Here is a 15,006-nt window from a genome sequence, read left to right on the forward strand (position 1 = left end):
TCCCGAATGGACGTGCGGCCGGTCATTCCAAAACAGCGTGCTGAACCATGCGTCTACCTCCATGCGCAACCGGAGCATGGTGGAGTGTCACGACAGCGAGAAGGAGAAGCGGCGGACATCCTTATGAATGGCGTGGAGCGACAATGCCCGCACTCCTTACGCCCCTTTCCGCCATTTCTTCAAGACCGGTGGATTTGTGCCCCTGAACCCCATGCTTATCGGGAAAGGAACAGGCGTTCTGCGTTGCGCGTCTTTCAGCTTGGCAGAAAGTAGAGCACCAGCGGCACGATAAGCGCCGTCACCAGTCCGTTCAGACCGATACCCAAAGCCGCGAACGCCGCGCCCACCGGATCGCGTTGCGCTACCTGTGCCGCCGCAATCCCACTGCCTGCAATTCCCGCCGCCAGCCCGTGCGCCCGCCAGTCGGTAATGCCTAGCCGCCGCAAGGTGCTTTCCCCGATCATCGCCGCGATGATCCCGCCAAGGATGGCGAACGCCGCCGTTAAAGCCGGAATGCCGCCGATCTGTTCCGTGATGGCAATGGCGATGGGGGTTGTCACAGCCTTGGGTGCCATGGACAGCGCGACCTCATGAGAGCCTCCCAGCAGCAGGACAAACACGATTCCACTGACCACCGATGTGATGGAACCAGCCAGAAGCGCCAACGTCATGGCGGGAAGACTGCGTGTCACCAGCCGGATTGAGTCTGTCAGAGGAATGGCCAGCGCCACTGTGGCCGGACCGAGCAGGAAGTGGATGATCTGCACCGAATGGAAGTAGGTGGCATAAGGCGTCTGCGTCGCAAACAGCGCCAGTGCCACCATGACGATGGCAAACAGCACCGGGTTGGCCCATGGGGCGCGTCCGAGACGCAACTGGAGCTTTATGCCCAGTGCGAACATCCCCAGCGTAACACACAACCAGAACAGGGTTTCCATGTTTGGCTCGGGCAGGAAGCGGGCATAAATCCCGTGCAGAGTATGGGCGATGTCCATCACAGCACCTGTCCACCAGTATCGGCGATCTTCTCTGGTGCCGGTCGATCATGCGTCGCTCTGTGCATGACAAACGCCGTGACCAGAAGACCGAGAAGCGTGGAGCCGAACAGAGCGACGGCAATGGGGAGAAGATTGGCCATGAGCAGCGGCATCTGCGTTACCAGCCCCACGCCCGCTGGAACGAAAAGCAGACCGAGACAGGCGATCAGAGCGCGTGCGAGCGCACCAAGGGCTGGAGAATCAAAACCCGCCCGGGCCGTGTCGGCCTGATTGACCGATGTGCGGCTGCGTCGCCACAGAAGGGCGGCGGCCAGCAGAAACATGCCGATCACAGGGCCGGGAATGGGAAGATGCAGCAGCATCTGCAAGCCTGAGCCGAGCAATTGAAACAGAAGGAGAGTGAGAAAGGCTTCCGGCATGGTTCTTCTTCTTTTTATGGAAGCGGACGGAAGATTCTGGCGGAAGAAAAACCTCCGGGCGGACCGTCCATCCCGGCAAGAAACAGAAACGTTGCGCGTATCTCCCGATAGGCGCAACGCAAAGAAAAGCGATGTCACGAAGCTCTGCCCGAGGTGTTCCGGTTGACCTGTTAACAACCGGAACACCGGGCGGCGGTCTGTCGTGGGTCGAAGTGGAAAACCGCTCAGTCGGCGGCAAACTCCACATCCGACGGCGCGACCTCGGGACGCCGGTGACGGGCTTTCGCCTCCCGGCGACGTCTGTGCAGGATTTCCTCCGTGTAACCATTGGGCTGACGGGCACCGTCGAACACCAGTTCACGCGCCGCCATGAAGGCCGGACCGTCCTGATGGGTGGCGAGCGGGATATAGCCCGGCTCGTCCTGATTCTGTTCATCCACCAGCCGCGCCATGCGGATGAGGGCAGCTTCCACCTGTGCCTGCGTCACCACTCCATGCATCAGCCAGTTCGCCACATGCTGGGACGAGATGCGCAGTGTGGCCCGGTCTTCCATCAGCCCGACATTGTTGAGATCCGGCACCTTGGAACAGCCCACGCCCATGTCTACCCAACGCACCACATAGCCAAGGATGCTCTGGAGATTGGTGTCGAGTTCGGCGGCGATTTCCTCCTCCGACCAGTGCGCGCCCTGCGCCAGCGGCAGGGAGAGCAGATCTTCCATCGGCAGCGGCGCGTGATACGTCATCTCGTGCTGGACTGCTGTGACATCGACCTCGTGGTAGTGCAGCGCGTGCAGCGTAGCCGCCGTGGGTGAGGGTACCCATGCCGTGCTGGCACCAGCGCGAAGCTGCGCGCCTTTCTGCTCCAGCATGTCCGCCATCCGGTCCGGCATGGCCCACATGCCCTTGCCGATCTGCCCGTGTCCGCGCGGGCCGGTCATCAGACCTGTTTCCAGCCCGATGGCGACATTGCGCTGCTCATAGGCCCGGATCCACGGCTGCTTTTTCATCTCGCCTTTCCGCACGACGGCGCCAGCCTTCATGCAGGTGTGGATTTCATCGCCCGTGCGGTCGAGGAAGCCCGTATTGATGAAGAACACGCGCTCCCGGGCGGCGTGAATACAACCGGCAAGGTTGCAGCTTGTGCGGCGTTCCTCATCCATGATGCCCATCTTGAGCGTGTTGCGGGGCAGGGAGAGAATGTCCTCGACCTTCGCAAAGATCGCATCCGACAGTGCCACTTCCTGCGAACCGTGCATCTTGGGTCGTACGAGATAGATCGAGCCGGTGCGACTGTTACGGAATGCGCCGTTGCGCCGCAGATCATGCATGCCAATGGCCGAGACAATAGCCGCGTCGATCACGCCTTCGGGCGCATCCTGTCCTTCAGCGTCCAGCACCATGTCGGTGAACATGTGATGACCGACCGTGCGCACCAGCATCAGGCTGCGTCCGTGCAGGGTGAGCGGTGCGCCGTTGGGCGTGGTGTAGTTGCGATCAGATGCCAGACTCCGCGTGGACACACGTCCGTTGCGGGGCACCTGAGCGGTGAGGGTGCCGCGCATCAGGCCGAGCCAGTTGCGATAGACCTGAACCTTATCCTGCGCGTCCACGGCGGCCACGCTGTCCTCGCAGTCCATGATCGTGCTGAGTGCGGATTCGATCTGGATGTCCGCGATTCCGGCCTTGTCGGTTTTGCCCACGACATGCTCACGATCGAAACGCAGTTCGATGTGTAGGCCGCGATTGTCGAACAGCACGGTGTTCGGCTCTCCCGGCGGTCCATTGAAACCCGCGAACTGCGTGGGATGGCGCAAGCCACTTGTGCGACCGCATTCCAGCTTCACATGCAGTTCACCATGCTGAACGTAGTAGGACAGCGCCTCTGCGTGACTGCCGATCAGCAGCGGCACGGTTTCATCGAGAAACAACCGCGCACGCCGGACGACAATGCGACCGCGCAAAGGGTTATAGCTCTCGCCCATCTGGAAGGGCGGGGTCTGGGGCAGGGCATCGGTGCCGTAGAGCGCGTCGTACAGACTCCCCCACCGTGCATTGGCGGCATTGAGGGCGTAACGGGCATTGTTCACCGGCACGACAAGCTGAGGGCCGGCCACACGTCCGATTTCAGAATCCACGTTCTGGGTCGAGACGGTGAACTTGGCAGGTGTTTCTTCGACATAACCGATTTCACGCATGAAGCGTGTGCGGATTTCCATGTCGGTGCCGCTGCTGCCGATCAGAAAATTGTCGATGGCCGTCTGAAGCCGATCGCGCTGCGCCAGCGCGTGCCGGAGTTTAGGGCCGAATTCGGCGACGAGGCCCGCTACTCCCGTCCAGAACGTCTCCGGGGAGACGCCGGTTTCCGGCAGAACCTCGGTGTTGACGAAGGCATGAAGATCGCGATCGACGCTGATGCCATCAAGCTGGATGTGAGAAGTCATGGCCTGTCTCCTTGGCCGCGCTGCCTGCATGGGGATGCACAGGGAGCAGACAGCGCGGTCGTCTTCATAAATTAGGACGGAGCGTCTCGGGTTCGTTGTCGGGACGCTCCTTCGAGGTCAGTGATGACCCCCATGGAACTGGTCATGCTCGGTCGAGCCGTGCATGGCCGTGGTGGAGGACTCGCCACCCGCCGCCGTGGTGGCCACCGCGTCGAACCAGCCGGTGCCAACTTCGCGCTGATGGCGCGTGGCGGTGTAGCCTTCGGCCTCGGCCGCGAACTCGGCCTGCTGGAGTTCGGAGTAGGCTGCCATGCCGCGCTCGGCGTAGCCTTTCGCCAGCTTGAACATCGAGAAGTTCAGCGCGTGGAAGCCCGCGAGCGTCACGAACTGGTATTTGTAGCCCAGCTTGCCGATGGTCTTCTGGAACTCCGCGATATCGCGCTCGGAGAGCTTCTTCTTCCAGTTGAAAGAGGGTGAGCAGTTATAGGCCAGCAGTTTGCCCGGATATTTCTTGTGGATGGCTTCTGCGAACTGCTCGGCTTCCTTCAGGTTCGGCTCGGACGTCTCCCACCACAGAAGGTCGGCATAGGGTGCGTAAGCCTCGCAACGGGCGATGGCATATTCCACACCCATGTCCGGTTTGATCCGGAAGAAGCCTTCTGCCGTGCGCTCACCGGTGAGGAACGGACGGTCGCGCTCATCCACATCCGAAGTGAGCAACTGCGCAGAATGAGCGTCCGTGCGACAGACCAGAAGCGTGGGCACACGCTCGACATCGGCGGCCAGACGGGCAGCATTCAGCGAACGGAGGTGCTGCGAGATGGGGATCAGCACCTTGCCGCCCAGATGGCCGCACTTCTTCTCGGACGCCAACTGGTCCTCGAAGTGAACGCCAGCCGCGCCAGCCGCAATCATGGCGCGCATCAGTTCGAACACGTTCAGCGCGCCGCCGAAGCCGGCCTCGGCATCGGCCACGATGGGGGCCATCCAGTAGGTCTTGTCGCCCTTGCCTTCCTGCGTCGCGATCTCGTCGCAGCGACGTAGCGCATTGTTGATGCGCGCCACCACATTCGGAACCGAATTGGCAGGGTAGAGTGACTGGTCCGGGTACATCTGTCCTGCGAGGTTGGCGTCGGCCGCGACCTGCCAGCCGGAAAGGTAGATGGCCTTCAGACCCGCCTTGACCTGCTGCATGGCCTGATTGCCGGTCAGCGCACCGAGGGAGTTGATGTAGGGTTCTTCATGCAGGAGCTTCCACAGGCGTTCCGCACCACGACGCGCAAGCGTGTGCTCAATGGAGAAAGAGCCGGAGAGCTTGGCCACATCCTGCGCCGTGTAGTCGCGCTGGATGCCGCCGAAGCGGGTCTTGTCGCTGATGAATTTCTCGATGTCGTTGACGGACATGACCGTGTTTCCCTTCTGGTTCAGTAGAGTTTCAGTTAAGGTCACATCCGGAATTACTTCTACAGGAAAGAGGTCTGTTGTTGTGAATGCTGTAAATATGTTTACAAAAATGTTCTGTTATTTGTAAAAAATGTCATGAGCGGCGCATCTTCGACCCGTATCGGGCGCATCATCCGCAGGCTGCGACAGGAACGCGGCCTCTCCCAGCAGGCTCTCGCCACACGGCTTGGCATCTCGGCCAGCTATCTCAACCTGATCGAGCACGACCAGAGAGGCGTGACGGCGGCTCTGCTCATCAAGTTTACCCGTGCGCTCGATGTCAGCATCGAGACGCTTTCAGGGACGGAGGAGCAGAAGGTCGAGGCGCAACTGCGCGAAGCGTTGTCCGACCCGGAGCTTGGAGCGGACATGGAAGGGGCAGCGCACGAGGTCACGACGGTCGCGGCCCAGCCCAACGTCGCCCGCGCCATTCTTGCGCTGCATCAGGCCTATCGCGCGGCTCGGCATGATGCGGAAGGCATGGCGCTTCCCGGTGGCCGACGGCTGATCCTGCCACATGAGGAAGTGCGCCGCATTCATGACGAGCGCATGAATTACTTTCCCGAACTGGAGAAGGTGGCGGAAAGCGTGCGCGATGACATGGCGCACGCGCTTGGTTTTGCCGGTGGAGCCACATTGCCCCAATCTGAAGTTAATCACGCGGTCGCCTCTCGCCTGCGTCAGCAGCACGGTGTGGTGGTACAGGTGCTGCCGTCAGGCGATGTGCTGCGACGTTACGATCCGGCCCTGCGTCAATTGGTGCTGTCCGACCTTCTTCCGCGTGAAAGCCGTGGGTTTCAACTTGCTTTCCAACTCATGCAGTTCGAGGCTCGGGAGGCCATCGACAAGGTGTTGCGTCAGGAAGTGCCCAGCACGCGGGAGGCGCGGGTTTTTCTCGAAATCGGCCTGACCAATTACGCGGCGGCAGCATTGCTCATGCCCTATATGAGCTTTCTCGAAATGGCGACCGCCTGCCGCTACGACATTGAGGTTCTGTCGTTGCGATTCGGTGTTTCCTATCAACAGGCAGCGCAAAGACTGGCCAGTCTGCAGCGGCCGGGCGCACGCGGTATTCCTATTTTCTTTGTGCGCACGGACCCGGCCGGAAACATCACCAAAAGCTTTTCCTCCTGCGGCTTTCCCGTGCCTCGACAGGGCAATCCCTGCCCGCAATGGAACGCCTGCACGGCCTTCACCACACCAGGCGAAATACGCACGCAGGTGGTGGCGTTCACCACAGGCCAGACGTTCCTGTCCGTTGCCCGCAGTCAGGTGGGGGCCGTCACTCAGTGGGGCGAACCGCGGCCGATGCAGAATGTCGTGGTCGGCTGTGACATCACGCGGGCTGGAGAGGTGGTCTATGCGGATCGCCTCAATCTGGAGGCGAAGCCCACGCCTATCGGCATTTCATGCCATCTGTGTGACTGGAAAGACTGTCGCTCACGGGCATTTCCTCCTGTCGCGCACCGACTGACGCCGGATGTGAACCAGAAGATCATGCGCCCCATTCCATTCGAAGGGCCGTAAAAGACGAAAAAGGCCGGAGGGGGAAACCCGCTCCGGCCTCTGATTCTTTATGTTGTAAGGGTCTCAGAAAACGCCAAGCACCTTGGATTTCTTGGCCTTCATCGTAGGGGTGGCTCCCTTTGTGGGCGCATTGCCCAGCGCTGCGTTGGCTTTCAGACGACGATTCTCGGCATCGCCATCCACCACGGAACCAGCGCCACCACCTTTCCAGAACAGCAGGGCGTCGACATAACCTTCGCCAGCCTTGCCCAGTTCGCCCTCGTCCGGCTGGTCGGCCGAAGCTGCAGCTTCATTGATCAGCATGGTCTGGCCGTCGCTGTTGGTGCCACCCACACCATGCAGAGCGACGTCGGGAGAGAGGGTTTCCAGTGCCTGAAGGCTCTCGTTCTCGTCATGGGGAACGGCAGCCCCGCTACCCGGCTTCACGAGTTCCGAAGTGGGAGGCATTGAGAGAGGCGCCCGCGTGGTCACGGTGTATTCGTCCGGCACGCTGCGCGTCAGCCCGAACGCCCGGTTCACGTCCTCACCGGAACACCCACTCAGCAGGGCGCCAAGCCCCAGACCCAGTGCCACATGTCGAAATCCGACAATCACTCGCATTCTTCCCTGCCTCACCTGTCTCCGGTGCTCCCTGCGAAACACACGGGGGCGGTTCTCCCGCATGACGATTTCCATGAGAACGGCGGGTGCGCCCTCATGATCCGGCTTTTGTGTGGCCGTGTAACGCATCGTGTCTCTCGCGGCGCAGGCTGTCCAGTACCAGCGCCGTCACACTGCACACAATGGCTGCGTCGGCCACGTTGAACACATACCACGACCAGCCGAAAGCATGCGCATGGATAAAATCCACCACCGCACCATACCGCAGGCGGTCAAGCACGTTGCCCACAGCACCTCCCGTAATGGCGCCTACGGTGAGTGCAATAAACGGACGTGGCGTGCGCGCCATCCATACGAGCAGCGCCGAGACGATGGCAAGGGAGATGACGGAGAAGATGATCCGTCCCGCACCGCCTGCTCCACCGAACATTCCGAACGTAATGGCGTGATTCCACACCATGGTGAAGTTCAGGCCCGGACAGATCGCCACCGACCCTTTTTCGGGCAGACGGAAATCAAACAGAATCCAGAACTTGGAAAGCTGGTCGAGCAGGAACACCACGCAGGCCGCAAACAACCCAAGTGCCAGCGAACGGTAATGAAGGCGCATACGGCGTCAGCCGCCCACAGACGAACAGCTGTGCGCATGCGAGACCACATCCGCGCAGCGCACACACAGGGTCGGAGGCGTGCTGTCCTGTCCGACCTCGGGCAGAACCTTCCAGCACCGCTCGCATTTCGCGCCATCGGCCACGCTCACTACTGGCACGCCACAGGGCATGACGATGTTGTCGTGCTCGTCACGCGGCGCCTTGTCCGCGATGACCGAGATTTCGGCCTGCGAGACAATGGCCAGCTCCGCCCAGTCGATTCCGGCCAGCGCGTCCACCTGATCTTCATAGACCGGCAGTTCCACGGAAGCCTGCAGGGAGGAGCCGATCAGCCCCGAGCGCCGCGCAGTCTCGATCTCGGTCGTGACGATACGCCGCACCGCACGCAGGGTGGCCCAGCGCGCCTCCAGTTCCGGATTGCGCCACTGTTCCGGCAGCTCGGGGAAGGCTTCCAGGTGCACCGATTTGTCCTGTCCGAAGCGCGCTGTCCAGGCATCATCGGCGGTAAAGACCAGCACCGGCGCAAGCCATGTGGTGAGGCAACGATGCAGCACGTCCAGCACGGTACGGGCGGCGCGACGGCGCACGCTGTCGGGTGCGTCACAGTAGATCGTATCCTTGCGGACGTCGAAGTAGAACGCGGACAGATCGGTCGTGCAGAAACCATGAAGGGCAGGGTAGACGCCCACCCATTCATGGGTGTCCACAGCCTTGCGGATCATGGAATTGAAATCCGTCAGACGATGCAGCACCCACTGTTCCAGTTCGGGAAGCTGCTCATAAGGGAGAGCTTCCTCTTCGCTGAAGCCTTCGAGCGCACCGAGCAGCCAGCGTAGTGTATTACGCAGACGGCGATACAGTTCGCCCTGCTGCTTGAGGATATCCTTACCAATCCGCAGGTCGTCGTTGGTGTCCGAGTTCATGACCCACAGACGCAGGATGTCAGAGCCAAGCGTGTCGTTCACATCCTGCGGGGCAATGACGTTGCCCAGTGACTTGGACATCTTGCGGCCCTGCTCGTCCAGAACGAAGCCGTTCGTGACAAGGGTGCGATAGGGCGCCACGCCACGTGTGCCGACGCTCTCCAGCAGGGAGGACTGGAACCAGCCGCGATGCTGGTCCGAGCCTTCCAGATAGAGGTCCGCCGGGAACCGCAGACCGGGCTGACCAAGGACGAACGCATGGGTCGAGCCACTCTCGAACCACACATCCACAACATCGAACACCTGCTCATACTCGGCGGCATCGTATTCGTTGCCGAGGAAGCGTGAAGGCTCGCTGTCATACCAGGCGTCCGCGCCTTCCGTGCGAAAAGCCGCCACGATGCGCTCCATCACCACCGCGTCGCGCAGCACTTCACCTGTGCGGCGGTTGACGAACACAGCGATTGGCACACCCCATGCCCGCTGGCGCGAGATGCACCAGTCGGGGCGATCCGCCACCATGGAGGTCAGACGGTTGCGTGCCTGCGCAGGCACGAAGGTCACGTCATTGAGTGCACGCAAAGCGTTCGTGCGAATGTTCGTCTCGCCATCCATGCGGATGAACCACTGCGGCGTGGCGCGGTAGATCACCGGCTTCCGCGAACGCCATGAATGCGGATAGGAGTGAACCAATTCACCGCGCGAAACGAGGCCCGCAGCGGGGGCTCCTGTCTCACGGCTCTTTTCCATGACGGCGCGAAGCGCGTCGCACACCGGATCAGCGGCCTTGAACACATGCACGCCTGCGAACAGGGGCGTGTGTTCCACATAACGGCCATCATCGGCCACCAGCTCCGGCACTTCGATCCCGTTGGCACGACAGACCGCGAAATCGTCCTCACCATGGGAGGGCGCTAGGTGAACGAGACCCGTTCCGGCGTCTGCCGTCACGAATTCGGCGGGGAGGAGCGGCACATCGAAATCATAGCCCTGACCGCGCAGCGGATGGGCGGCAACCGCGCCGGTCAGGGCGGAGCCGGGCAGGGAGTGCAGGATATGATGCGCCGCGATACCGCAGGACGCGCAGACCTGATCGACCAGATCGGCCGCGACAATCAGCCGTGCACCGGGTGCGATAAAGGCTTCCGGAGCGGCGTCGTCCACTTCCAGCACGACATAGGTGATGTCTGGATTGAACGCGATCGCGCGGTTGGCCGGAATGGTCCACGGCGTGGTGGTCCAGATAACGGCCGACGCTCCCGCCAGTGCATGATTGGGCGTTGGGTCTTTGATGATGGGAAACGCGACGTGGATCGTGGTGGAGGTGTGATCGTGATATTCGATCTCGGCTTCCGCCAGTGCCGTTTTCTCGACGGGGCTCCACATGACCGGTCTCAGGCCGCGATAGAGCGCGCCGTTGAGCAGGAAGCGTCCGATTTCCTCGGCAATGGCGGACTCAGATGAGTAATCCATCGTGGAATAGCGGCGCGACCACTCGCCCTGCACCCCCAGACGCTGGAACTCGCTCATCTGGATGTCGAGCCATTTCGCGGCCCACGCGCGGCATTCGGCGCGGAACTGCAGGACAGGGATGGAATCCTTGTCGCGCTTGGCCTTGCGGTATTCCTCTTCGACCTTCCATTCGATGGGCAGGCCGTGGCAATCCCAGCCCGGCACGTAATGTACCGCATAGCCGCTCATGCGGTGGCTGCGGTTGATGACGTCCTTGAGGATCTTGTTCAGGGCGTGACCAATATGCAGGTGCCCGTTGGCGTAAGGCGGTCCGTCATGCAGGACGAACAACGGTTTACCTTCGCTCGCGGCCAGAATTTTGCCGTCGAGATCCATCTCCTTCCAGCGCGCGAGCAGTTCCGGCTCACGCTTGGGCAGATTGCCCCGCATGGGAAAGGAGGTGGTCGGCAGAAAGACGGTGTCACGATAACCGTCCGCTGCTGCGCCGTTGGTGTTCGTCTTGTCGGATCCGGTCATCGTGCCTGCGGTCAGTCAGAATAAAGGCGGTGCTTGTGAGACAAGCTCCGCCGGAAAAGAATGTAGCCGTTATGGAGAGGAGGTGCGGGGCCGGTCAAGGCAGCCCCGCTGGCATCAGCCCTCCACACCCACCATCACGTCCGACGCTTTGATGACAGCGTAGGCGCGTTTGCCTGGGGCCAGACCGAGATCGGCCACGGCCTCATTGGTGATGGAGGCCATGACGATAGCTCCGCCGATGTCGATGGAGACATGCGATGTGGTCGCGCCTTTTTCGATAGCGGTGATGGTTCCGGGAATCTGGTTGCGGGCGCTGAGTTTCATGAACATTTTTCCTCATCTTTAAGGGCGGGCTTTGTGATGATGATCCCTCTCGTACTGAATGGGATCATTTTCGTCGATCAGAAAGAACTATGTTCGCGTGCTGTGCTCCCAGAGGTATGGGGTATGCAAGACGTTTTATAATCGTCGGAAATATCAAAACAACATGGAATATTTTGTGCGGACATTCGATGATCTGGCAGTCAAGGTACTAAATAATTAGAAAAACGCGGTCGATGCGACCTGTCTAAAGATATATTTTCCAAGTTCAGGACGGATTCTTATGGGAAAAATACATAATTTATAGGGAATTATTATTTAAATAAACATTCTATAAATTATCATATCTATAGCATTTTCTTGTACAGCATCACCTCTATTACAGAGAGAAGCGACAAAACATCGCTGTTGCTGGCAAACATAGCTGAAACTACGTGTGGCAATTCATCTATTATGCGGAATTTCTCTGTGGAGTGTTCGTTTCCAGAGATAAAAAAAGCGACTTTTCTATCATGATACCAACTATAACCTCCCCGTCACGCGACCATGAAAGTTGCATGATATCCATTACTCCAGTTTCGATTGAGCGCAGCAGCCGTCCATCTCTTGTGTCCCATATCTTTATCCCCTGACTTCGTTCTTTTGCTGTCACTTCATTCGAAGTTTTGTTAAACGCGGGCCCTTCTCCAGAAACAAGCTTTGTTCCGTCGGGACTGAAGGCCAAAGAAAAAATTGTACCACCAACAGAGTAGGCAGGTATAGTTTTCACAACTTTTCCTTTTTCGGCATCTATTATGTGTATATTTGCACGAAAATCTTGCGTCGCTATAAATTTTCCGTCCTTAGAGATAGTAACAACTGTAATACCTAGCGGCCCTCCCAATAACTTAGCCACATCAATACGACGTGAGGTGTTTGTTGATAAGTTGATGAGCGCCACTTCATCTAATGTACCTTTTGGCTTGACAACAACAATATCACCAGAAGATGCGTATCTCTTCACACGATTATATCTGGATCCTTCTCCCGGATGCTGCCCATTGATGACAATAGAGGGAGAATCATTTTCAACATTCCAGATTTCAAGCATGGCATCTGGGCCAGCATTGGCTCCCGCCGGTGCGATCAGTTCATGATCATTTCGAAAAAAGAGATCTCGCACGACATAAGTTTGGTTGCGCGGAATATCGCGAACCAGCGTGCCATCAGGCTTATAGATTAAGATATTACGCCCGAAGAGGCCAATGATAGCAATATACTTTCCGGAAGGCGATATTGCGATTCCCTGGCATTGGCGCAGAGGGGGGAAACATGCGGTTTTGACGTATCGAATGTCATCGGGATTTATTGTCATGGGAGCCTTTGGAGCCTTTTTTTCAAACATTTTTATTAAGTGGACTGCAGAGAATATAATTATTGAGAGAAACACTTTAATCATGCTTCGTGCCTGTAGATAGGGTGGCGTGTGTATTATTATATTTATTTTATTGACCCCTCTCCATGGTCGTCGCGATGCAATATGAGCCAAAGTGATCGAATTGGGCTAATTAGGTCAGTAGATGCTGCAGAGAGACGGCGGCATCCGGGGCACTCCACAGGATGGAGCCAGCGTGAATTGTTACCAATAATCCTTGCGGATTGAGAAAAAGTGTCGTGGGCAACCCTTCTTCTTCCAGAGTTCCCATAATGGCGCGTCGCTCATCAAAGAATGTGGAAAACGCGGCAAGCCCCAGCTTTTCCAGAAAAGGCTGCACCACCTCTGGGCCACGATGATCGATGGCGACGGGCACAACGACCAGTCCTGCGGCTTCCAGCGCAGTCCGGGCATGGGCCAGTTCGGGAAGCTCTTTTACGCAGGGAACGCACCATGTTGCCCACAGATGCACGATGGTTGGCCGACCGCGCCAGTCAGCCAGTTCATGCTCCATTCCATCCGCATCCGTGACACTCAGCGTGGGCAACGGCTGCGGCGTGCCACGTTGCAGGCTGGATGGAGGCAGCGGGTCGCTCATCACATCGGCCGCATGAAGGCGTTTGCGCGGGGCAAGGCCAGCGATTAGGGTGCCGCCCATCACGAGAACGCAACGTCGCCGCAGCTTCGTGACAGGCTCGCGGCGGCCAGGATGATGTCGAGGCATACGATGAGTGTGGACGAGCAGGGCGGAGCGGGCAAGCCGGTCGAGAGCGGCGCGAACGTGCAATGGGGCGGTCGTTTCGCGGACGGTCCGTCAGCTATCATGCGCGAAATCAACGCCTCCATCGGTTTCGATAAGGCGATGTGGCGTCAGGATATCGCCGGTTCGCTCGCTCATGCCGCGATGCTGAAAAAGGTCGGCATCATCAGCGGGGAAGATGAAGCGGCCATCCGCAAAGGACTGGGCGAAATCGGCTCAGAGATCGAAGCGGGCACGTTTGTTTTCGATGAGGCTCTCGAAGACATCCACATGAACATCGAGGCACGTCTGAGCGAACGCATCGGAGAGGCGGGCAAACGTCTGCACACCGCCCGCTCGCGCAACGATCAGGTGGCGACCGATTTCCGTCTGTGGACGCGCGACGCCATCGACGGCATTTCGGAGCAGGTAAAGGCGCTGATGCGTTCGTTGGCCGAGCGGGCGCTGGAATATGCCGACACGGCCATGCCGGGCTTTACACATCTCCAGACAGCGCAGCCCGTGACATTCGGACACCATCTGCTGGCCTATGTCGAAATGCTCTCGCGCGATCTTGGGCGTCTGATGGATGCCCGCAAGCGTCTGAATGAATGCCCGCTCGGTTCAGCGGCACTTGCCGGGACATCCTTTCCCATCGACCGTGACATGACGGCGCAGACTCTCGGTTTTGATCGCCCGACCTCCAATTCGCTCGATGCCGTGTCTGACCGTGACTTCGCGCTGGAGTATCTCTCCGCACTCTCGATCATGGCCATGCATCTCTCGCGCTTTGCCGAGGAGATTGTGATCTGGTGCTCGGCACCGTTCAGTTTCATTCGCCTGTCGGACGCCTTCACGACAGGCTCCTCCATCATGCCGCAGAAGCGCAATCCGGACGCCGCCGAACTGGCGCGTGCGAAAGTCGGCCGCGTGCTGGGCTGCATGGTCGGGCTGCTGACGGTCATGAAGGGGCTGCCGCTGGCCTATGCCAAAGACATGCAGGAGGACAAGGTGCCGGTGTTCGAGGCCACGGAGGCCATGGCGCTGACTCTTGCCGCTTGTGACGGGATGGCGCGCGACCTTCAGGCGAACACGGAGCAGATGCGCCGTTATGCAGGTTCAGGCTTCTCGACAGCGACCGATCTGGCGGACTGGCTTGTGCGTGTTCTCAAGGTGCCGTTCCGCACGGCGCATCATGTCACTGGGCGTCTGGTGGCCATGGCAGAGGCAAAAGGCGTGGATCTGCCTGATCTCAGTCTTGAGGACATGCAGTCGGTCGAACCGGGGATCACGTCTGACATTTATTCCGTGCTCACGGTGGAAGCGTCCATCGCTTCACGCACCAGCAAGGGCGGCACGGCGGGTGCGAATGTGAAGCGCGAGGCTGAGGCTTGGCTTGCGCGTCTGAAGAAGAATGAGGGCGCGGTATGATGAAGCGGATTGCCGCCCTCGCGCTGGTTTGCGCGCTGGTCCTGCCGCTTGCCGCCTGTGGCAAGAAGGGGGCTCCCAAGGCCCCCGGTCCGGACGACAGAATCACCTATCCGCAGACTTATCCCGCGCCTGACTGAGCGTCACGCT

The 15,006-nt window shown here is 59.4% G+C and carries 13 protein-coding genes; 3 read left to right on the plus strand and 10 right to left on the minus strand.

Going from position 1 to position 15,006, the window contains the following annotated elements; all coding sequences use genetic code 11:
* Positions 1 to 254: 254 nt before the first annotated feature.
* The 4 genes from KUA11_RS03610 to aceA form a co-directional block, all read right to left on the minus strand.
* Positions 255 to 995, minus strand: a complete 741-nt coding sequence (locus tag KUA11_RS03610; RefSeq protein ID WP_254454630.1) for an LrgB family protein — start codon at positions 993 to 995, stop codon at positions 255 to 257.
* Complete coding sequence (locus KUA11_RS03615; RefSeq protein WP_217409028.1) at positions 995 to 1,417, minus strand: CidA/LrgA family protein; 423 nt, start codon at positions 1,415 to 1,417, stop codon at positions 995 to 997. The genes KUA11_RS03610 and KUA11_RS03615 overlap by 1 nt, the downstream gene beginning before the upstream one ends.
* Before the next feature lie 224 nt (positions 1,418 to 1,641).
* Positions 1,642 to 3,861 carry a malate synthase G gene (locus KUA11_RS03620; RefSeq protein ID WP_217409029.1) on the minus strand — a complete coding sequence of 740 codons (2,220 nt, stop codon included), beginning with the start codon at positions 3,859 to 3,861 and terminating at the stop codon, positions 1,642 to 1,644.
* A gap of 117 nt (positions 3,862 to 3,978) precedes the next feature.
* Positions 3,979 to 5,265 carry an isocitrate lyase gene (aceA, locus tag KUA11_RS03625; RefSeq protein ID WP_217409030.1) on the minus strand — a complete coding sequence of 429 codons (1,287 nt, stop codon included), beginning with the start codon at positions 5,263 to 5,265 and terminating at the stop codon, positions 3,979 to 3,981.
* A 135-nt stretch (positions 5,266 to 5,400) separates the two neighbouring features.
* Here aceA and KUA11_RS03630 point away from each other — a divergent pair, with 135 nt between their 5' ends.
* Positions 5,401 to 6,831, plus strand: coding sequence for a helix-turn-helix domain-containing protein (locus tag KUA11_RS03630; protein ID WP_217409031.1), 1,431 nt, complete (start codon positions 5,401 to 5,403; stop codon positions 6,829 to 6,831).
* A 63-nt stretch (positions 6,832 to 6,894) separates the two neighbouring features.
* Here KUA11_RS03630 and KUA11_RS03635 read toward each other — a convergent pair whose 3' ends face one another.
* The 6 genes from KUA11_RS03635 to KUA11_RS03660 all read right to left on the minus strand — a co-directional run bounded on the left by KUA11_RS03635 (position 6,895) and on the right by KUA11_RS03660 (position 13,413).
* Positions 6,895 to 7,431, minus strand: a complete 537-nt coding sequence (locus KUA11_RS03635) for a DUF3035 domain-containing protein (protein WP_166312890.1) — start codon at positions 7,429 to 7,431, stop codon at positions 6,895 to 6,897.
* 94 nt (positions 7,432 to 7,525) lie between these two features.
* A complete protein-coding gene (gene lspA, locus KUA11_RS03640) occupies positions 7,526 to 8,041 on the minus strand; it encodes a signal peptidase II (RefSeq protein WP_217409032.1) in 516 nt (171 codons plus the stop codon).
* A 6-nt stretch (positions 8,042 to 8,047) separates the two neighbouring features.
* Positions 8,048 to 10,954, minus strand: a complete 2,907-nt coding sequence (ileS, locus tag KUA11_RS03645; protein ID WP_217409033.1) for an isoleucine--tRNA ligase — start codon at positions 10,952 to 10,954, stop codon at positions 8,048 to 8,050.
* A gap of 114 nt (positions 10,955 to 11,068) precedes the next feature.
* The gene (locus KUA11_RS03650; RefSeq protein WP_217409034.1) at positions 11,069 to 11,278 is read right to left on the minus strand and encodes a TOBE domain-containing protein; all 210 of its coding nucleotides are present in this window, start codon (positions 11,276 to 11,278) and stop codon (positions 11,069 to 11,071) included.
* 448 nt (positions 11,279 to 11,726) lie between these two features.
* Complete coding sequence (locus KUA11_RS03655; protein ID WP_217409035.1) at positions 11,727 to 12,713, minus strand: WD40 repeat domain-containing protein; 987 nt, start codon at positions 12,711 to 12,713, stop codon at positions 11,727 to 11,729.
* 109 nt (positions 12,714 to 12,822) lie between these two features.
* On the minus strand, positions 12,823 to 13,413 hold the full coding sequence (locus KUA11_RS03660) for a TlpA disulfide reductase family protein (protein WP_217409036.1): 591 nt from the start codon (positions 13,411 to 13,413) through the stop codon (positions 12,823 to 12,825).
* Positions 13,414 to 13,416: 3 nt separating this feature from the next.
* Between KUA11_RS03660 and argH the strand changes: the two genes are divergently transcribed.
* Together argH and KUA11_RS03670 are read left to right on the plus strand one after the other, a co-directional pair.
* Positions 13,417 to 14,859, plus strand: a complete 1,443-nt coding sequence (argH, locus tag KUA11_RS03665; RefSeq protein WP_217409205.1) for an argininosuccinate lyase — start codon at positions 13,417 to 13,419, stop codon at positions 14,857 to 14,859.
* Positions 14,856 to 14,996 (plus strand): hypothetical protein, encoded by a 141-nt coding sequence (locus KUA11_RS03670; protein ID WP_217409037.1) that lies wholly within the window; start codon positions 14,856 to 14,858, stop codon positions 14,994 to 14,996. The genes argH and KUA11_RS03670 overlap by 4 nt, the downstream gene beginning before the upstream one ends.
* Positions 14,997 to 15,006 lie beyond the last annotated feature (10 nt).

It is taken from the genome of Acetobacter estunensis (assembly GCF_019083805.1).
Taxonomy (GTDB): Bacteria; Pseudomonadota; Alphaproteobacteria; order Acetobacterales; family Acetobacteraceae; genus Acetobacter; species Acetobacter estunensis_A.

Excerpts from the sequence above, each read along its gene's own strand:
- KUA11_RS03630 (WP_217409031.1), top strand. The coding sequence starts at position 5,401 with ATGAGCGGCGCATCTTCGACCCGTATCGGGCGCATCATCCGCAGGCTG.
- lspA (WP_217409032.1), bottom strand. The coding sequence starts at position 8,041 with ATGCGCCTTCATTACCGTTCGCTGGCACTTGGGTTGTTTGCGGCCTGC.
- KUA11_RS03615 (WP_217409028.1), bottom strand. The coding sequence starts at position 1,417 with ATGCCGGAAGCCTTTCTCACTCTCCTTCTGTTTCAATTGCTCGGCTCA.
- KUA11_RS03660 (WP_217409036.1), bottom strand. The coding sequence starts at position 13,413 with ATGCCTCGACATCATCCTGGCCGCCGCGAGCCTGTCACGAAGCTGCGG.
- argH (WP_217409205.1), top strand. The coding sequence starts at position 13,417 with ATGAGTGTGGACGAGCAGGGCGGAGCGGGCAAGCCGGTCGAGAGCGGC.
- KUA11_RS03655 (WP_217409035.1), bottom strand. The coding sequence starts at position 12,713 with ATGATTAAAGTGTTTCTCTCAATAATTATATTCTCTGCAGTCCACTTA.
- KUA11_RS03635 (WP_166312890.1), bottom strand. The coding sequence starts at position 7,431 with ATGCGAGTGATTGTCGGATTTCGACATGTGGCACTGGGTCTGGGGCTT.
- ileS (WP_217409033.1), bottom strand. The coding sequence starts at position 10,954 with ATGACCGGATCCGACAAGACGAACACCAACGGCGCAGCAGCGGACGGT.
- KUA11_RS03610 (WP_254454630.1), bottom strand. The coding sequence starts at position 995 with ATGGACATCGCCCATACTCTGCACGGGATTTATGCCCGCTTCCTGCCC.
- KUA11_RS03670 (WP_217409037.1), top strand. The coding sequence starts at position 14,856 with ATGATGAAGCGGATTGCCGCCCTCGCGCTGGTTTGCGCGCTGGTCCTG.
- KUA11_RS03650 (WP_217409034.1), bottom strand. The coding sequence starts at position 11,278 with ATGAAACTCAGCGCCCGCAACCAGATTCCCGGAACCATCACCGCTATC.
- aceA (WP_217409030.1), bottom strand. The coding sequence starts at position 5,265 with ATGTCCGTCAACGACATCGAGAAATTCATCAGCGACAAGACCCGCTTC.
- KUA11_RS03620 (WP_217409029.1), bottom strand. The coding sequence starts at position 3,861 with ATGACTTCTCACATCCAGCTTGATGGCATCAGCGTCGATCGCGATCTT.